Below are 18,125 nucleotides of genomic sequence, written 5' to 3'. Positions count from 1 at the left end.
GACGAAAACGGCCGGCGGGGGGGACGGCGGCGCACACGACGACAGCGGCGAACAAAATAGCGAACACCTGGGAAGCGGGCGAACGCCGGGGGTGAAATGCCGCACTTGTGGTGGCCGGTGCGGCACCCGGACCGCTAGGTGTCGCACTCCAGCACGGACCGGCACAGACCGCACCGCGCCCGCACCCGCCCGGCCACCGGCACCCGGATCCGCTGATGGCAGGTGGGACACGGGAACGACACCCGCAGCCGACCGTGACCCTCCGCCGAGAACCGGTACGCCGTCTCCCGCCCCCCGCCCGACGCCTCCGCGTCCCCCAGCGCATGCCGCCGGTCCCGCGCGTACCGGCGCCGCCCGGCCCACCCCGCCGAGCGCAACGGCGGCTGCTCCGCGTCCCGCCGCGCCAGCGCCAGCCCCTCGCGGTACGCCGTGTACGCCTGCGGGCTGGTGAACCACACCGACGGGTCCTCGCCGAACAGCAGCGCCCGCTTCGCCAGCACGTACCCGAACTCCTCCGGCGTGAGGTACCCGAGCTTCTGCGACGACGCCCCGTCCTCCCGGAACGCGTCCAGCAGCAGCCACCCCGCCCCGAGGTACGCCGCCGTGGTGTCCGTGAGGATCTCGTTCTCCCGCGTCGACGGGAACGACAGCCCCAGCCGGTGCAGGTACACGTGCGCCACCTCGTGCGCCAGCGCCGCCCCGATGTCCCGCCGATGCGTACGGAACCGGTCGTTCAGCTCGACGAAGTACTCCGGGCCCGCCGCCAGTTCCACGTTCGCCGCATGCGTCATCTCACGGAACCCGACGATCAGCCGCGCGTCCGGCAGCCGGTAGTGCGCCACCATCTCGCGCGCCACCCGCTGCGCCCCCAGATGCAGGTCGTCCGTGTCGCAGAACGCCACGTCGGCCGGCGCCACGCTCACCGAGAAGGTGCGGACCGTGTCGTACGACAGACGCCGGTACAGCGCCGTGACGGACTCCCGCACCGTCCGCAGATGCGGGTAACCGTGCTCCACCGGTCCGCCGTTCACCACGTCGCACCCCCGCCGCGCCTGGGCCCCCTCCACTGTACGGGCCCGCCCCGCACGCCGCCGTCCGCGAACGCGCGGCCCGCCCGCCGTAGGCTGAACCGCCATGACCACCAGCAACACCGCCGGCCCCGGTGCCGATCCCGCGGTCCTCGACGAACTGACCCGCCTGCGCGACAGCATCGACAACATCGACGCGGCCGTCGTCCACATGCTCGCCGAACGCTTCAAGTGCACCCAGCAGGTCGGCCGGCTCAAGGCCGAACACCGGCTGCCGCCCGCCGACCCGGGACGCGAGGCCCGCCAGATCGCCCGGCTGCGCGCCCTCGCCGAGAGCGCCAAGCTCGACCCGGCCTTCGCGGAGAAGTTCCTGACGTTCATCATCGCCGAGGTGATCCGCCACCACGAGAGCATCGCCGACGACACCGCGCACGGCGCCTCCTGACCGGACCGGACGCCGGTCCGGGACGCGGCGGGCGGTGACAGGGCGGCGCATGCACGCCGCGCACGCCGTGCCGACCGCCGAGCACCGTCCGTCACCTCCATCCCGGACCCGCGTCCGGCCCCGACGAGGAAGGACGCGCGCCATGCCGCCCGCCGCCCGCACCCTCCTCGCCGGCCCCCCGTCACCCCCTCGGCCCCTGGGCGCCGCATACCAGGGCGTGCCACCCCCACGACACCCGTCGGCGCAGGCCCGCCCCGGAAAGCGGGGCGCACGCCCCCGCCGCACGCCCCGCGCCACCCCCCCCGCACGCGCACGCGCCCCCCGCACAGCCCCCGGCGGCGCACAACCGCGGAGCCCGGAAGGCACCGGACACAGGCCGCGTACCCCATCCACCTCTGTGCCCGGCAGGCGGCATCAGGCAGCATGGCGTGCATGTCCGTACTGACGCGCGACGAAGCGCAGAACCGAGCACAGCTCATCGACGTCCACCGCTACACGATCGCCCTCGATCTGACCACCGGGGACGAGACGTTCGACTCCCGCACCCTCATCAGGTTCACCGCCCGCGCGGACGCGGACACCTTCGTCGAGACCAAGCCCGCCGAACTGCGCAGCGTCACGCTCGACGGACAGCCCCTGGACCCCGCCCTCCTCCACGACGGCCGGCTCCCGCTGAAGAACCTCACCGCCGGCGAACACGAGCTGCTGGTCGACGCGCGCATGCGCTACTCCCGCACCGGCGAGGGCATGCACCGCTTCACCGACCCCACCGACGGCGAGACCTACGTCTACACCCAGCTCTTCCTGGACGACGTGCAGCGCGTCTTCGCCGCCTTCGACCAGCCCGACCTCAAGGCCGTCTTCGAACTCACCGTCACCGCGCCCGAGCACTGGACGGTCCTCGCCAACGGCGTCACCGAGCACACCGGCGGCGGCGTGTGGCAGGCCGCGCCCACCCCGCCCGTCTCCACCTACCTCGTCGCCGTCGCCGCCGGCCCCTGGCACTCCGTGCGCACCGAACACCGCGGCCTCCCCCTCGGCCTGCACTGCCGCCGCTCCCTCGCCCCGTACCTCGAGGCGGACACGGAGGAACTCCTCGACATCACCCGCGCCTGCTTCGACCGCTACCACGAGAAGTTCGACGAGCCCTACCCCTTCGACTCCTACGACCAGGCATTCGTGCCCGAGTTCAACGCGGGCGCCATGGAGAACCCCGGACTGGTCACCTTCCGCGACGAGTTCGTCTACCGCTCGGCCGTCACCGACACCGAACGGCAGACCCGCGCCATGGTGATCGCCCACGAGATGGCCCACATGTGGTTCGGCGACCTCGTCACCCTCCGCTGGTGGGACGACATCTGGCTGAACGAGTCCTTCGCCGAGTACATGGGCTACCAGACCCTCAACGAGGTCACCCCCGCGAGCCCCGGCGGACAGCCGCCCCGCTGGCGCGGCACCAGCACCTGGACCGACTTCGGCGTCTCCCGCAAGGCCTGGGGCTACGACGCCGACCAGCGGCCCTCCACCCACCCCGTCGCCCCGGAACACGTCGAGGACACCGCCTCCGCCCTGCTCAACTTCGACGGCATCTCCTACGCCAAGGGCGCCTCCGCCCTGCGCCAGCTCGTCGCCTGGCTCGGCGAGAAGGACTTCCTCGCCGGCATCAACACCCACTTCGAGCGCTACCGCTTCGGCAACGCCGGACTCGCCGAGTTCATCGACTCGCTGGCCTCCGCCACCGAGCGCGACGTGCACGCCTGGGCCGACGCCTGGCTGCGCACCACCGGCGTCGACACCCTCGCCCCCGAGATCCGCACCGGCGACCACGGCGCCTGGACCCTCACCGTCCGCAACACCGGAGGGCCCGGCACCGCCGAGGGCGGCAGGCGCCCGCACCGCATCGCCGTCGGCGTCTACGACCGCGACCTGCACGACCCCGGACGCCTCGCCCTGCGCGAACGCGCCGACGCCGACGTCCCCGCCGACGGAACCGTCTCCCTCGACACCGGCGGCACCCGCCCCGCCCTCGTCGTCCTCAACGACGGCGACCTCAGCTACGCCAAGATCCGCTTCGACCCCGACTCCCTGACCACCCTGCGCACCCACCTGTCCGGGCTGCCCGACCCGCTCACCCGCGCCGTGGTGTGGAACGCCCTCAGGGACGCCGTACGCGACGGAGAACTGCCCGCCGCCGACTACCTCGACATCGCCCGCACCCACCTGCCCCACGAGACCGACGTCGCCCTCGCCCAAGGCGTCCTCGCCTTCGCGTCCGGACAGATCACCGACCACTACCTCCCCCCGGACCGGCGACCCGCCGCACTCGCCACCCTCACCGACCTGTGCCGCGACCTCATCCGCCGCACCGAGGACGGCGACCACCCGGGCCTGCGCCTGGTCGCGGTGCGCCACTGCATCGACGCCGCCGCCCGCCCCGAGACCATCGCCGCCTGGCTCGCCGAGGGCACCGTCCCCGGCGGCCCCGAACTCGACCCGGAACTGCGCTGGCGGATCCTCGCCCGGCTCGCGGTGCTCGGCGCCGTCGACGAGTCCGCCGTCGCCGAGGAACTGCGCCGCGACCCCAGCGCCACCGGCCGGGAGGGCGCCGCCCGCTGCCGGGCCGCCCTGCCCGACCCGGACGCCAAGGCCCGCGCCTGGGAGTCCATGTTCGGCTCCGACGACCTGTCCACCTACCTGTTCACCGCCACCGCCCAGGGCTTCTGGCAGCCCGAACAGACCGAACTGGTCCGCCCCTACGTGGCGCGCTACTTCAAGGACGCCGTCGCCCTCGCCGCACGCCGCGGACCCGCCATCGCCACGGCCGCCGGACACTGGGCCTTCCCCGCCCACGCCGTCGACGCCGAGACCCTGAAACTCGGCGAGAAGACACTGCGCAAGGCCGACCCCGTGCCGGCCCTGCGCCGCCAGTTCACCGACCGGCTCGACGACCTGGCCCGCGCCCTGCGCGTCCAGCAGGGGTGACAGCGGACGAAAACGCGCCGGGGGCGCCGCCGGACGGACCGGCGGCGCCCCCGACGGACACCCGTACGGAGGACAGTCGGAACACCGGCGTGCCGTCCCGGACCGGCCGCCGGTCCCGCGGCCTCGGGCCGCGGGAGCGGCCACCGTACCCGTGCCGATCCGGCGACCCGCCCCGCACGCTCATCAGAGCGGCCCACCGCACAATTCAACGCTTGTCAATACCCTTTCACCCACAAGCCGTTGAGTCGTCACCCGCCACCACATCACTACCCATGGGTAAGGCCTAGGGTCGAACCATGCGCCGAGCGAAAATCGTCTGCACCCTGGGTCCCGCGACGGACTCGTACGACCAGATCAAAGCCCTGGTCGACGCCGGAATGGACGTGGCCCGCTTCAACCTCAGCCACGGCGAGCACGCCGAACACGAGGAGCGGTACCGAAAGGTGCGCAAGGCCGCCGACGAGACCGGCCGCAGCGTAGGACTCCTCGCCGACCTCCAAGGCCCGAAGATCCGCCTGGGCCGCTTCGCCGAAGGCCCCGTGCTCCTCGAACGCGGCGACCCCTTCACCATCAGCGTCGAGGACGGCGTCGAAGGCGACCGCCACCTCTGCGGCACCACCCACGCCGGCCTCGCCGAGGACGTCACCCCGGGCGAACGCGTCCTCGTCGACGACGGCCGGGTCACCCTCGAGGTCACCGCCGTCGACGGCCCCCGCGTCCACACCACCGTCGTCGAAGGCGGCGTCGTCTCCGACCACAAAGGCCTCAACCTCCCCGGCGTCGCCGTCTCCGTGCCCGCCCTCTCCAAGAAGGACGAGGACGACCTGCGCTGGGCGCTGCGCACCGGCTTCGACGTCGTCGCCCTCTCCTTCGTCCGCAGCGGACGCGACATCAAGGACGTCCACCGCATCATGGACGAGGAGGGCCGCCGCCTCCCCGTCATCGCCAAGATCGAGAAACCCCAGGCCGTCCAGGCCCTCGACGAGATCGTCGCCGCCTTCGACGGCGTCATGGTGGCCCGCGGCGACCTGGGCGTCGAAATGCCGCTCGAACAGGTCCCCATCGTCCAGAAGCGCGCCGTCGCACTCGCCCGGCGCAACGCCAAGCCGGTCATCGTCGCCACCCAGATGCTCGACTCGATGATCGACAACGCCCGGCCCACCCGCGCCGAGGCCTCCGACGTCGCCAATGCCGTCATCGACGGCACCGACGCCGTCATGCTCTCCGGCGAGACCAGCGTCGGCAAGCACGCCGTCGACACCGTGCGCACCATGGCCCGCATCGTCGAGGCCGCCGAGGAGGACATCCTCGCCCGCGGCCTGCCCCCGCTGACCGAACACAACAAACCCCGCACCCAGGGCGGCGCCGTCGCCCGCGCCGCCGCCGAGATGGGCGACTTCCTCGGCGCCCGCTTCCTCGTCGCCTTCACCCAGTCGGGCGACACCGCCCGCCGCCTCTCCCGCTACCGCTCACCCATCCCCCTGCTCGCCTTCACCCCCGACCCGGCCACCCGCTCCCAGCTCAGCCTCTCCTGGGGCGTCGAGACCTTCCTCGGCCCGCACGTCGACTCCACCGACGCCATGGTCGACCAGGTCGACGAACTCCTGCTGCGGTACGCCCGCTGCGCCGAGGGCGACACGGTCGTCATCACCGCCGGCTCCCCGCCCGGCGTCTCCGGCTCCACCAACATGGTCCGCGTCCACCACATCGGCGAGGACGACAGCCCGAAGTGACCGCGCGGGGCCTTTCGGGTCAGTACTTGGGGCCCACGTGGAGATCCATCAGGGCGACGGACGCCTTGCGGGCGATGGAGATGTTGAAAGGATCGCTGCCACGGGCCAGCGTGGTCCACCCGACGCCGACTTTGTCCAGTGTGTCCGTGAAGAGCTTCCTGATGTCGTCCGACGTGTTGCTGAAGAAGTACCGCGGGTACTCGTAGCGCTTGCGCTCGCCGGCGACCATGCGGGTCGTCCAGTTGGTGATCCGGCAGCCGTCCGAATGGATGAGCCCGCGGATGAACTCCCAGGGATGCTCATCGACGATGGCCTGCTGCCAGGGTTCGAGGGCGATGAGGCGATCGTGCTTCTTGCCGGGGCCGTGCTGGGGGAACATGCACGTCCAGTGCTTGGTGTACGACTTCACTTCGACACAGCCGGGCTTTCGGTTCCGTCCGACGCTGGAGGAGGGCATCACCTTGCGCATCGCGTCTTCGGCGGCTGCGATCAAGCCCGTCTGCCTGGCGTCGCAGAAAATCGACAGGTGGTGCTGTTTCGGCTTCGAGACGATGTGGCCATCGCCGAGGTAGAGCCCCAGCAGATACGAGTACGCCACTTCGTCGAAGCCGAGACCTGTGCACTTCGGGCAATTCGTCGGCTGCCGGTATACCTCGCCGCGTAGTTTGCGGTCCTCGCAACGCCACCAGCCGATGGTGCCTCGCGGGATGTTCAGTTGCTCTGCCACCACACGGTTGGGGACGCCCTGTCGCATGAGTGCGACAGCGTGTGCGCGGGTCGAAGGGCTGTGCTGTTCCATGCGGCCACTGTGCGTGAGTGAGGGTGACGCCACGCAGCAAAAAGCGGAGGACCACGCGAACGTGATCCTCCGCTTCAGGGAGTGCCGGGTGCGGGACTCGAACCCGCAAGCCCTCTCGGGCAGATGTGTTTGAGACATCCGTGTATGCCATTCCACCAACCCGGCAGGACTGGCTCACGGAATCATACCGGGTCCCCCTTGGTCGCCGCCTCTAGGTAGGCTGCATAAGCAGCAGTACCGGCCTGCCCCGCACCAAGGAGCCCACGTTGAGCGCCCCCGAGTCGCCCCAGCCCGCAGACGTGTCCGACGACGACAAGTCGCACGTGCCGCCGATGACGACGCGCGTCGTCATCGCCGAGGACGAGGCACTGATCCGGCTCGATCTCAAAGAGATGCTCGAGGAGGAGGGCTACACGGTCGTCGGCGAGGCGGGCGACGGTGAGCGGGCCGTCGAGCTGGCCCGTGAGCACCGCCCCGACCTGGTGATCCTCGACGTGAAGATGCCCAAGCTGGACGGCATCTCGGCGGCCGAGAAGATCGCCGAGGAGTCCATCGCCCCCGTGCTGATGCTGACCGCCTTCTCGCAGCGCGACCTGGTGGAGCGGGCGCGGGACGCGGGTGCGATGGCGTACCTGGTCAAGCCGTTCAGCAAGAGCGACGTGGTGCCCGCGATCGAGATGGCGGTGTCGCGGTTCACGGAGCTGAAGGAGCTGGAGCGCGAGGTCGCCGACCTCAGTCAGCGGCTGGAGACGCGCAAGCTGGTGGACCGTGCGAAGTCGGTGCTGCAGACGCAGTACGGGCTGACCGAGCCGGCCGCGTTCCGCTGGATCCAGAAGACCTCGATGGACCGGCGCATGTCGATGCAGCAGGTGGCCCAGGCGGTCATCGACGACGCCGAGGAGAAGAAGGCCGCGAAGGGCGGCTGAGCGGACGTCACACGGACGACGAAGGCCCGCACCCCGTGGGACCGGGGTGCGGGCCTTTCGCCTGCCGGGTCAGTCCTCGCCGAGGTAGGCCTTGCGGACCGACTCGTCGTGGAGGAGGTCGCGGCCGGTGCCGGAGAGGACGATGTTGCCGACCTCCATCACATGGCCGTGGTCGGCCAGCGACAGGGCCGCCTGGGCGTTCTGCTCGACGAGCAGGATGGTGGTGCCCTGGGACTTCAGCTCGGCGATGGTCGCCATGATCTTCTGCATCATGATCGGCGACAGACCCATGGAGGGTTCGTCGAGCATGAGCAGCTGGGGCCGGGACATCAGGGCCCTGCCCATGGCGAGCATCTGCTGCTCACCGCCGGACAGGGTTCCGGCGGCCTGCTTGCGGCGTTCCCCGAGGATGGGGAAGAGGTCGTAGGCGCGCTGGATGTCCTGTTCGATGCCGGCCTTGTCGCTGCGCAGGAAGGCGCCGAGGCGGAGGTTGTCCTCGATCGTCATGCGCGGGAAGATGTGCCGTCCCTCGGGGGAGTGGGCCAGCCCGAGCGAGACGATCTTGTGGGCGGGGATCTTCTTCAGCGACTTGCCGTTGAACTTGATCTGGCCGCCGACCGGCTTGAGGAGTCCGGAGAGCGTGCGCAGGGTGGTGGTCTTGCCGGCGCCGTTGGTGCCGATCAGGGTGACCACTTCGCCGGCGCCGACGCTGAACGAGATGCCCTTGACGGCCTGGATCTTGCCGTAGGCGACTTTCAGGTCCTCGACCTCGAGGAGTGCGGTCATCGGTCGTTCTCCTTGCCGGGCGCGGTGTCCGTGGTGGCCTCGGTCTCCGTGTCCGCCTGTGCTTCTGTCTCGGCGTCCGCGGTGGTCGCGGTGTCCGTGGCGGCCTCCGGTCGTGTCTCCGCGTCAGCCGTCGCGTCGGCCGCCTTGGCGGGTGTCCGGGGCCGGCCCGCCGCTTCGGCCGCCGCTTCGGCGGCCTCGACCTCGGCGGCCTCCGCGGCCCCGGGGTCGTCGGCCAGCGGTTCGCCGATGTAGGCGGCGATGACCCGTTCGTCGCCCTGGACCGTGGCGGGGTCGCCCTCGATCAGCTTCTGTCCCTGGACGAGGACGGCGACCCGGTCGCAGAGGTTGAAGATGAACCGCATGTCGTGCTCGATGACGAGGACGGCGGTGCCCTGGTCGCGGATGGCGAAGATGAGCTCTTCCGCCGCCCGGGTCTCCTGGGGGTTCATGCCCGCGGTGGGCTCGTCGAGGAGCAGCAGTCCCGGTTCGCTGGCGAGGGCGCGGGCGATCTCGAGCTTGCGCTGCTCGCCGTAGGGGAGGTTGCGGGCGAGCTGGTCGGCCTTCTCGGCGAGGCCGACGAACTCCAGCAGTTCCGTGGCGCGGGCGCGGGAGGCGGCTTCGGCCTTGTGGAAGCCGGGTCCGCGCAGGACGGCGGACCAGAAGCCCTCCTTGGTGCGGGTGTGGCGGCCGACGAGGACGTTCTCCAGGACCGTCATGTTGGCGAACAGGCGGATGTTCTGGAAGGTGCGGGCGATGCCGGCGGCGGTCACCTTGAAGGACTTGGGCGGGAGCACCTTGTCCTTGTAGCGGACCTCGCCCTCGGTGGGGATGTACAGCCCGGTGAGGCAGTTGAAGAAGGTGGTCTTGCCGGCGCCGTTGGGGCCGATCAGGCCGACGATCTCGCCGCTGCGGACGGTGAGGTCGACGTCCCGGACGGCGGTGAGGCCGCCGAACCGCATGGTGACGCCGCGCGCGTCGAGGACGACGGTGCCGGGGGCGGGCGCGCCCGCGGCGGTGTCCTTGGTGATGTGGGTGGTCATGGTGGTCAGGCCCCCGTCTTGCTCAGGACTGTGGGCGCGTCGGCCTCTTCGTGGAACTCCAGCTGGCGGCGCCGGTTGGGGATGAGGCCCTCGGGGCGGAAGCGCATCAGCAGGACGAGTGCGATACCGAACGCGAGGAGCTGGTAGTCGCCCAGGAACTGGAGTTTGTTGGGGATGAGGAAGAGCAGCGCGGCTCCGATGAGGGGTCCGGCGATGGTGCCCATGCCGCCGAGCACGACCGCGGCGAGGAGGAAGGCGGAGTTGGGCGGGGTGGTGCCGGCGAACAGGTACTGCTCGGGGGTCACGGTGTAGGTGACGTGCGCCTGGACCGTGCCGGCGAGGCCGGCGAGGGTGGCGCCCACGGCGAAGGCGATGAGCTTGACCCGGAAGCCGTTGATGCCCATGGCGAGGGCGGCGGTCTCGTCCTCGCGGATGGCGACCCAGGCCCGGCCGATGCGGGAGTCGCCGCTGCGCCGGAAGACGAGGACGACGACGGCGGTGATGAGCAGCATCAGGAAGAAGTAGTTGGCGAACCGGCCGATGGTGAAGCCGCCGATGTCGTGTGCGACGCCGAAGTCGAAGCCCAGGATGTTCAGGTCCGGGATGGACGCGATGCCGTTGGAGCCGTTGGTGAGGTCCGGGCCGGAGGTGCCGTCGGTGTTGTTCACGGCGATGCGGAAGATCTCGCCGAAGCCGAGGGTGACGATGGCCAGGTAGTCGCCGCGCAGCCGGAGTGTGGGCGCGCCGATCAGCACGCCGAAGACGAGCGAGGCGGCGGCGCCGACCAGGACGGCGGCCCAGAAGGGGAAGTGCACGCCGAAGGGTGAGCTGGGCGAGCCGGAGACGAGCGCGGCCGCGTAGGCGCCGACGCCGAGGAAGGCGACGTAGCCGAGGTCGAGCAGGCCGGCGAGGCCGACGACGATGTTCAGGCCCAGGGCGACGGTGGCGAAGATGAGGATGTAGACGCCGAGGGTGGCGTACTGGTCGTCGGTCTGGGTGAAGGGGAACAGGGCCGCCGCGATGAACGCGCCGCAGACGGTGATGTTCTGGTGGCGGGCGCTGATCTGGGAGGCGTGGGCGATCAGGCCGGAGCGGTTCAGCGCGCTGAAGCCGAAGCCGGCGGTGATCAGGAAGCCGACGAACAGCTCGTCGTACTCGGTGCCGATGCCGTAGGTGAAGACGGTCAGGGCGACCGCGAGGACGGCGACGATGATCAGGATCTCGGCGTAGGACGGCAGGGTGCGCACGGGGCGCGGGGAGCCGGAGGCGAAGGCGGTCCGCAGCACCGTCAGGGCGTGCCCGGCGTCGTGCGTGAATCGTTCCCAGCCGCCGGCCTCGGGGTCGATCGGGTCGGGTTCGGGCCGTTCGAAGGGGAGGGCCAGGGCGCCGAGGAGGGCGATGAGGGTGGCGGCGGCGACGAGGTAGCCGCCCGGTTCGAGGTTGACGACGCCGCCGAGTTCGGCGCTGATCGAGACGACGGTGTACCAGGCGGTGGCGAAGGTGCCGAGCACGGCGTACTTCACGGCCGCGTCGGCGCCGGCCGGGGTGAGCCAGCCCAGTCCTCTGACGCCGTAGGAGGCGAGGCAGAAGAGGGTGGCGAGGGCGCCGCCGGCGAGGACGAGCACCTGGAGTCCGCCCGGGTAGCCGTAGACGGTGAGGTCGCCGGGGAAGGCGGAGGTCCAGGTCCAGGCGAGGAAGGTGGAGATGACGGCGAGGACGCTGCCGCCGGTGGCGAGGGCCCGTGCGAGGTTCGCGGGGATGCCGATGAGCCCGGAGGGGGTGTTCGGGGCGGGTGCGGCCACGGTCTTCTGCGCTGTGGTCTGTGTGGTCATCGGTGTCACGCCCTGTCCGCGACGCGCTCGCCGAGCAGGCCCTGTGGCCGGAACAGGAGCACGAGGATGAGGAGGATGAAGGCCCAGACCTCGGCCCAGGACTGGCTGCCGAACTGGTCCAGGCCGGGGATGTCGGCGATGTAGGCGGTGGCCAGGGTCTCGACGACGCCGAGGACCACGCCGCCGATCATGGCTCCGTAGATGTTGCCGATACCGCCGAGCACGGCCGCGGTGAAGGCCTTGAGGCCGAGGATGAAGCCCATCTTGAAGTCGATCTGGCCGTACTTCAGGCCGCTGGCGACGCCGCCGACGGCGGCGAAGACGGCGCCGAGGGCGAAGGCGATCACGATGATGCGGTCGGTGTTGACGCCCATCAGTTTCGCGGTGTCCGGGTCCTGCGCGGTGGCCTGCATGCCGCGGCCGGTGCGGGTGCGCATCACGAAGTAGGCGAGGAACGCCATGCTGAGGGGTGCGGCGACGAGCAGGAAGATGTCGCCGGTCTGGATGGTGGCGCCGCCGATGGTGAACGGGCCGCCTTCGATCTGCGGGAAGGCCAGCTTGGACTTCGCCTCCGGGTAGAAGGCCCAGACGGCCTGCTGGAGTGCGAGGGAGAGTCCGATGGCGGTGATCAGCGGGGCCAGCCGGGGGGCGCCGCGCAGCGGGCGGTAGGCGAACCGTTCCGCTCCGATGGCGACCAGCACCGAGGCGATCATGGCGCCGATCAGCATGAGCGGCAGGGCGACCCACATGGAGGTGCCGTCCGGCAAGACGTACAGGTGCACGGTGATGGCGCCGAAGGCGCCGACCATGAAGATCTCGCCGTGGGCGAAGTTGATGAGCTGGACGATGCCGTAGACCATTGTGTAGCCGATGGCGACCAGGCCGTACATGGATCCCAGTAGCAGGCCGTTGACCAGCTGCTGCGGCAGTTCGTTCACCGCATGTCCTCCGAGACTTTCGGGTTCGACGGATGGGCCGGAACCGAGTCCGCGCGGGGCGCCAGTGGAACAGCGCCCCGCGCGGCTCGTGTGAGTGGTGCGGGGGAGGTCAGCCGGTGAAGGTGCCGGACTTCACGGTGGCCCAGTCGCCGCCCTTGACGGTGTAGACGGTGAGCTGCTTGTTGGTCGCGTCGCCGAACTCGTCGAAGGAGACCTTGCCGGTCACGCCGTCGAAGGAGACGTTCTGCATGGCGTCGACGACCTTGGCGCGGGCGTCGTCGGGCAGCTTGCCGTCGTTGTCGTCGACGACCTTCTTGACGGCCTCGATGATGGCCCAGGCGGAGTCGTAGGAGTAGCCGCCGTAGGCCTCGTAGGCCTCCTTGTAGCCCTCGGCCTCGTAGTTCGCGACGAACTCCTTGGCGGACGGCAGCGACTCGACGGGTGCGCCGACGGAGGTGGCGAGGTCGCCGGCGCCGGCCGCGCCGGCCAGCTTGATGAAGTCGGCGCTGTAGATGCCGTCGCCGCCGACCAGCGGGATCTTGGCGCCGGCTTCCTTGATCTGCTTGCTCAGCGGGCCGGCCTGCGGGTACTCGCCGCCGTAGTAGACGACGTCGGCGCCGGAGTTCTTCACCTTGGTGGCGACGGCGCTGAAGTCCTTGCTCTCCGGGTTGATGTGCTCGGTGCCGACGACCTGGCCGCCGAGCTTCTTGAACTCCTCGGTGAAGGTGGCGGCCAGTCCGGCGCCGTAGGTCTTCTTGTCGTCGATGACGAAGACCTTCTTCTTCTTGGCGTCGTTGTAGACGTACTGTGCGGCGAACGGGCCCTGGATGGCGTCCGTGGTCGCGGTGCGGAAGTACGACTTGTACGGCCGTTCCTTCTTGGTCTGCCAGTTCACGCCCTGGGTGAGGGCGGGGTTGGTGTTCGCGGGGGAGACCTCGACCAGCTTGGCGGTGTCGAAGACCTTCTGCATCGCCTCGCCGACGGAGGAGTTCAGCGGGCCGACGACGCCGAGCACGTCCTTGTTGGCGACGAGCTTGGTGGCGTTCTGCTGGCCGACGGAGGCCTGGCCCTGGTCGTCGAGGGCCTCGATCTTGAAGGTGACGCCCTCGACGTACTTCTCCTTGTTGGCGATCTTCGTGGCGAGGTCCACGGAGTTCTTGATGCCGAGGCCGAGCGCGGAGAGGTCGCCGGTCATGGGCGCGTCGACGCCGATGACCACGGTGGTGTCACCGTTGCCCGAGTCCGAGCCGCCGCCGTTGTCGTCGCGTGAGCCGCAGGCGGTGAGGGTGAGTGCACCTGCCGCCAGGGCGGCGGTGATGGAGATGAGCGAACGTTGACGCACGATCCAGTCCTTTCCCCTGACAGCCGCTTCCCCGTGGAAACGGCCGAGTCGAGCGCTGGGCCGAGTGGATATCAGGCGGCGCGGTGACTGGCCGTGACTCTAAGCGTGTGGAGGGAATGCGGAGGAGACTCTGGCCAAGGCTGTGACGCTCTTGTTATGACACGACGTATTGCAGAGCGGTACTGAGTGGGGAGAAGAGCTGAATTCCCGCCGATTTGCCCTGTCCGCATGGTGAGAAACCGCAGGAACCGGCGGGGGTGGTTCAGGTGTATCAGGTGTTTTGCTGATTACCGAAACTCGTCGTCGCAGGCCACCTCCAGGGCTGCGGACAGGTCCCTGGCGTACCGGGCGCCGAGGATGTAGCTGTGCGCCTCCTTTGCGCGCGTGTTACGCAGTGTTACGTCCAGGAAAGGGAGTCCGGCGTTCCGTGGCACTTTTCCGCATTCCGTCACGCGGACGGTCACGGTGATCTTGCGGGACGTGCCCCCTTTCACTCGTAAAGGAGTGGTCGGCGCGGAGCTGAGGGACAGGCCCGCGTAGGGCTGGGAAATGTCCAGAACGGTCACCGGAGCGTCGGATTCCGAAAGTGCCTGTATTATGAATTCAAATTCTGGCAAAGTCGCCCGTGCGTCTCTGGCCTGCATGGACAGGTAGCGGAAGGACGTCGTCTGGCTCGGGAAGCGGGGTTCGGGCGGGGGCTCGGGGCGGGGCCGCGTCAGGTGCAGGGCGAGCCCGCCGGCGAGTACGGCGGCGGCGAGGAGCGCGACCGTCGCGGTCCTGCGGGGGCGTGTCGGCACGCCGGCCGGCGTGCCGTTCCGGGGAAGCGGAGCGGCGGGGAGCGCGTCCGACGGCCGTGTGTCGCCGTCCGGTTCGACGGGACCGATGCCGCTCACGGCCACGGCCCCTCGGCGGGCCCGCCGGAGCGGTGGTACGCGGCGCATCCCTGGCGCGTCCGGCGGTCCGTCAGCACGCGGACGTCGCGCGCCCCTGCACGGCGGGCCGCGCGCGCGGCGTCCAGCACGTCACGCAGGACGTCGTACTGGCCGCCGGACATGCCCATGGACTGGTAGTCGCCGTACCCGTGGCCGTCGAGCAGCTCCCGCGCCCAGTGGCCGACGACGCTCACGCACAGGTCCACGTCGGAAGTCGCCCGCGGCGACGGGGAGCCGGAGGCCGGGGCAGGCGCGTTCCGCGCCGCACGGGGTGCGTCCGCCGTGCACCCGGCCACGGCCAGGGTCACCGCGAGCACGGTCAGGAGGGGCGCGCGGAACGCCCCGGTGGCGCGAGGAGTGCGGCCCCGTCCCATGGCACGGAACGCTAGAGCGCCCGCCGTCCGCACACAACGGCGGCGACGGGCGCGGCGCTGCGGGGCGGGGGCGAGGGAGGCTCCTCGGGGAACTTCCCCGGGGGCGCCCCACACCCCCGCTGTCGTCAGCCGGCCGCCTTCTCCGCGTCACCCGGCCGCACGTCCCGCAGCAGGCAGGTCAGCCGGGCGGTGCACACCCGCTTGTCCGCCTCGTCGGTGATCACGATCTCGTACGTCGCCGTGGACCGCCCCCGGTGCACCGGGGTGGCGACCCCGGTGACCAGGCCGGAGCGGACCCCCCGGTGGTGCGTGCAGTTGAGGTCCACGCCGACCGCGATCTTGTCCACGCCGCCGTGCAGCATCGAGCCGACCGAGCCCAGCGTCTCCGCCAGCACGGCGGACGCGCCGCCGTGCAGCAGGCCGTAGGGCTGGGTGTTGCCCTCCACCGGCATCGTGCCGACGACGCGCTCCGCCGACGCCTCCGTGATCTGCACACCCATCCGCGTGCCGAGGTGGCCCGCCGAGAACAGCGCCTGAAGGTCCACACCGAGCGCGGCGTACTCGTCGATGACCTCCTGCGGGAACTTCACCTGCTGCGGCTCTCCCATGGGCCCGGCTCCAATCGTGCGTCGGTACGTCGGTACGTCTGTGCCCTGAGCGGACGCTCAGTCGGTCGCCGATTGTTCCAGACGCACCACGACCGACTTGCTGGCCGGGGTGTTGGAGGTGTCCGCGGTGGCGTCCAGCGGCACCAGGACATTGGTCTCCGGGTAGTAGGCGGCGGCGCAGCCCCGTGCCGTCGGGTAGTGCACGACGCGGAAACCGGGCGCCCTGCGCTCCACACCGTCCCTCCACTCGCTCACCAGGTCCACGTAGGAGCCGTCCGCGAGCCTCAGCTCCCGGGCGTCCTCCGGGTTCACCAGCACCACCCGGCGCCCGTTCCGGATGCCCCGGTAACGGTCGTCCAGGCCGTAGACCGTGGTGTTGTACTGGTCGTGCGAGCGCAGCGTCTGCAGCAGCAGCCGGCCCTCCGGCACCTGCGGGCACTCCACCGGCGCCGCCGTGAAGTTGGCCTTCCCGGTGGCCGTGGGAAAGCGGCGCTCGTCGCGCGGGGCGTGCGGGAGGGCGAAGCCGCCGGGGCGCGCCACGCGCGCGTTGAAGTCCTCGAAGCCGGGCACCACGCGCGCGATGCGGTCGCGGACCGTCGCGTAGTCCCTCTCGAACTCCTCCCACGGCACGTCGTCCTCCGCGCCGAGGACGCGGCGGGCCAGCCGGCACACGATGGCCGGCTCCGACAGCAGGTGCGGGCTCGCCGGCTCCAGCCGGCCGCGCGAGGCGTGCACCATGCCCATGGAGTCCTCCACCGTCACGAACTGCTCGCCGCCCGCCTGCAGATCGCGCTCGGTGCGGCCCAGCGTCGGCAGGATCAGGGCGCGCGCGCCCGTGACCGCGTGCGAGCGGTTCAGCTTCGTCGACACGTGCACGGTCAGCCGCGCCCGGCGCATCGCGGCCTCGGTGACCTCGGTGTCGGGGGAGGCGGCGACGAAGTTGCCGCCCATCGCGAAGAACACCTTCGCCGCGCCGTCGCGCAGCGCGCGGATCGCCCGGACGACGTCGTGGCCGTGCTCGCGCGGCGGCGTGAAGCCGAACTCCCGCCCCAGCGCGTCCAGGAACGCCGGCGCGGGCCGCTCGACGATGCCCATGGTGCGGTCGCCCTGCACGTTGGAGTGGCCGCGCACCGGACACACGCCCGCGCCCGGGCGGCCGATGTTGCCGCGCAGCAGCAGGAAGTTGACGATCTCGCGGATCATCGGCACGGAGTGCTTGTGCTGGGTCAGGCCCATCGCCCAGCAGACGACGATCCGCTCCGAGTCCAGCACCATCCGCAGGAACCGCTCGATGTCCTCGCGCGCCAGGCCGGTCGCGGCGAGCGTGGAGTCCCAGTCCGCGGCGCGGGCGGCCTCGGCGAACTCCTCGAAGCCGTGGGTGTGGTCGCGGACGAACTCCTCGTCGACCGCGCCCGGGGTGTCCAGGACCAGCTTGTTCAGGAGGCGGAAGAGGGCCTGGTCGCCGCCGATGCGGATCTGCAGGAACAGGTCGGTCAGCGCGGTGCCGGCGGTGAGCCCCTTGGGCGTCTGCGGGTTCTTGAAGCGCTCGAGCCCCGCCTCCGGCAGCGGGTTGACGCTCACCACGCGCGCGCCGTTCGCCTTGGCCTTCTCCAGGGCGGACAGCATGCGCGGGTGGTTGGTGCCCGGGTTCTGCCCGGCGACCACGATCAGGTCCGCCCGGTACAGGTCCTCCAGCAGCACGCTGCCCTTGCCGACGCCGATCGTCTCCGACAGGGCCGAACCGGAGGACTCGTGGCACATGTTGGAGCAGTCGGGCAGGTTGTTCGTGCCCAGCTTGCGCGCGAAGAGCTGGTAGAGGAACGCGGCCTCGTTGCTGGTGCGGCCCGAGGTGTAGAAGACGGCCTCGTCGGGGGAGGACAGCGCGGCCAGCTCCTCGGCGACGATGTCGAAGGCGCGCTCCCAGCTCACCGGTTCGTAGTGGTCGGCGCCCTCCGGAAGGTACACGGGGTGGGTCAGCCGGCCCTGCTGTCCCAGCCAGTACCCGCTGCGGCGGGCCAGGCCGGAGACCGGGTGCGCGGCGAAGAACTCCGGGGTGACCCGGCGCAGCGTGGCCTCCTCGGCCACCGCCTTCGCGCCGTTCTCGCAGAACTCCGCGCGGTGCCGGTGCTCCGGCTCGGGCCAGGCGCAGCCCGGGCAGTCGAAACCGTTCTCCTGGTTGACGCCGAGCAGCGTCAGCGCCGTGCGCCTCACCCCCATCTGCCGGTGGGCCATGCGCAGGGTGTGACCGATCGCGGGAAGCCCGGCGGCCGCCCGCTTCCGCTCGGCCACCTTCGGCGCGTCCTGGACCGGATCACCCTGGGGCGGCTTCGTTGCCATCGCGCACTCCTGTTCACGCACAC

At 70.8% G+C, this 18,125-nt stretch carries 15 protein-coding genes and 1 tRNA gene; 4 read left to right on the top strand and 12 right to left on the bottom strand.

Features of this window, described 5'->3' with window-relative positions; genetic code table 11:
* Positions 1–134 precede the first annotated feature (134 nt).
* The gene (locus tag ACWH4W_RS29355; protein WP_473078824.1) at positions 135–1,034 is read right to left on the bottom strand and encodes a hypothetical protein; all 900 of its coding nucleotides are present in this window, start codon (positions 1,032–1,034) and stop codon (positions 135–137) included.
* 100 nt (positions 1,035–1,134) lie between these two features.
* Between ACWH4W_RS29355 and ACWH4W_RS29350 the strand changes: the two genes are divergently transcribed.
* The 3 genes from ACWH4W_RS29350 (at position 1,135) to pyk (ending at position 6,188) form a co-directional block, all read left to right on the top strand.
* Positions 1,135–1,473 (top strand): chorismate mutase, encoded by a 339-nt coding sequence (locus tag ACWH4W_RS29350; protein ID WP_473078823.1) that lies wholly within the window; start codon positions 1,135–1,137, stop codon positions 1,471–1,473.
* A gap of 423 nt (positions 1,474–1,896) precedes the next feature.
* Positions 1,897–4,455, top strand: a complete 2,559-nt coding sequence (gene pepN / locus ACWH4W_RS29345) for an aminopeptidase N (protein ID WP_473078822.1) — start codon at positions 1,897–1,899, stop codon at positions 4,453–4,455.
* Positions 4,456–4,751: 296 nt separating this feature from the next.
* Positions 4,752–6,188, top strand: a complete 1,437-nt coding sequence (gene pyk, locus ACWH4W_RS29340) for a pyruvate kinase (protein WP_473078821.1) — start codon at positions 4,752–4,754, stop codon at positions 6,186–6,188.
* 19 nt (positions 6,189–6,207) lie between these two features.
* Here the strand turns inward: pyk and ACWH4W_RS29335 are convergent, their stop codons facing one another.
* The gene (locus ACWH4W_RS29335) at positions 6,208–6,987 is read right to left on the bottom strand and encodes a helix-turn-helix domain-containing protein (protein WP_473078820.1); all 780 of its coding nucleotides are present in this window, start codon (positions 6,985–6,987) and stop codon (positions 6,208–6,210) included.
* 82 nt (positions 6,988–7,069) lie between these two features.
* Positions 7,070–7,152 (bottom strand) — tRNA-Leu (locus ACWH4W_RS29330).
* Positions 7,153–7,253: 101 nt separating this feature from the next.
* Here ACWH4W_RS29330 and ACWH4W_RS29325 point away from each other — a divergent pair.
* Positions 7,254–7,913 (top strand): ANTAR domain-containing response regulator, encoded by a 660-nt coding sequence (locus tag ACWH4W_RS29325; RefSeq protein WP_473078819.1) that lies wholly within the window; start codon positions 7,254–7,256, stop codon positions 7,911–7,913.
* A 69-nt stretch (positions 7,914–7,982) separates the two neighbouring features.
* On the opposite strand, the gene ACWH4W_RS29320 is transcribed toward ACWH4W_RS29325, so the two are convergent.
* The 9 genes from ACWH4W_RS29320 to ACWH4W_RS29280 all read right to left on the bottom strand — a co-directional run bounded on the left by ACWH4W_RS29320 (position 7,983) and on the right by ACWH4W_RS29280 (position 18,102).
* Positions 7,983–8,699, bottom strand: coding sequence for an ABC transporter ATP-binding protein (locus ACWH4W_RS29320; protein ID WP_473078818.1), 717 nt, complete (start codon positions 8,697–8,699; stop codon positions 7,983–7,985).
* Positions 8,696–9,748 carry an ABC transporter ATP-binding protein gene (locus ACWH4W_RS29315; protein ID WP_473079290.1) on the bottom strand — a complete coding sequence of 351 codons (1,053 nt, stop codon included), beginning with the start codon at positions 9,746–9,748 and terminating at the stop codon, positions 8,696–8,698. Before ACWH4W_RS29315 ends, ACWH4W_RS29320 begins: the two co-directional genes overlap by 4 nt.
* Positions 9,745–11,571: a branched-chain amino acid ABC transporter permease gene (locus tag ACWH4W_RS29310; protein ID WP_473078817.1), complete on the bottom strand. Its 1,827-nt coding sequence runs from the start codon at positions 11,569–11,571 to the stop codon at positions 9,745–9,747. Before ACWH4W_RS29310 ends, ACWH4W_RS29315 begins: the two co-directional genes overlap by 4 nt.
* A 5-nt stretch (positions 11,572–11,576) precedes the next feature.
* Positions 11,577–12,509: a branched-chain amino acid ABC transporter permease gene (locus ACWH4W_RS29305; protein WP_106414702.1), complete on the bottom strand. Its 933-nt coding sequence runs from the start codon at positions 12,507–12,509 to the stop codon at positions 11,577–11,579.
* Positions 12,510–12,618: 109 nt separating this feature from the next.
* Positions 12,619–13,851, bottom strand: a complete 1,233-nt coding sequence (locus ACWH4W_RS29300; protein ID WP_473078816.1) for a branched-chain amino acid ABC transporter substrate-binding protein — start codon at positions 13,849–13,851, stop codon at positions 12,619–12,621.
* Positions 13,852–14,138: 287 nt separating this feature from the next.
* The gene (locus ACWH4W_RS29295; RefSeq protein ID WP_473078815.1) at positions 14,139–14,744 is read right to left on the bottom strand and encodes a Tat pathway signal sequence domain protein; all 606 of its coding nucleotides are present in this window, start codon (positions 14,742–14,744) and stop codon (positions 14,139–14,141) included.
* Positions 14,741–15,157 carry a hypothetical protein gene (locus ACWH4W_RS29290; protein WP_473078814.1) on the bottom strand — a complete coding sequence of 139 codons (417 nt, stop codon included), beginning with the start codon at positions 15,155–15,157 and terminating at the stop codon, positions 14,741–14,743. The genes ACWH4W_RS29295 and ACWH4W_RS29290 overlap by 4 nt, the downstream gene beginning before the upstream one ends.
* A gap of 125 nt (positions 15,158–15,282) precedes the next feature.
* Entirely contained in the window at positions 15,283–15,765 is a 483-nt protein-coding gene (locus ACWH4W_RS29285; RefSeq protein WP_473078813.1) for a PaaI family thioesterase, read from the bottom strand.
* Between the two features lie 57 nt (positions 15,766–15,822).
* On the bottom strand, positions 15,823–18,102 hold the full coding sequence (locus ACWH4W_RS29280) for an FdhF/YdeP family oxidoreductase (protein ID WP_473078812.1): 2,280 nt from the start codon (positions 18,100–18,102) through the stop codon (positions 15,823–15,825).
* Between the last annotated feature and the right edge of the window lie 23 nt (positions 18,103–18,125).

It is taken from the genome of Streptomyces sp. DSM 120436 (assembly GCF_055778765.1).
This window is presented reverse-complemented; position numbering and strand designations above follow the sequence as displayed.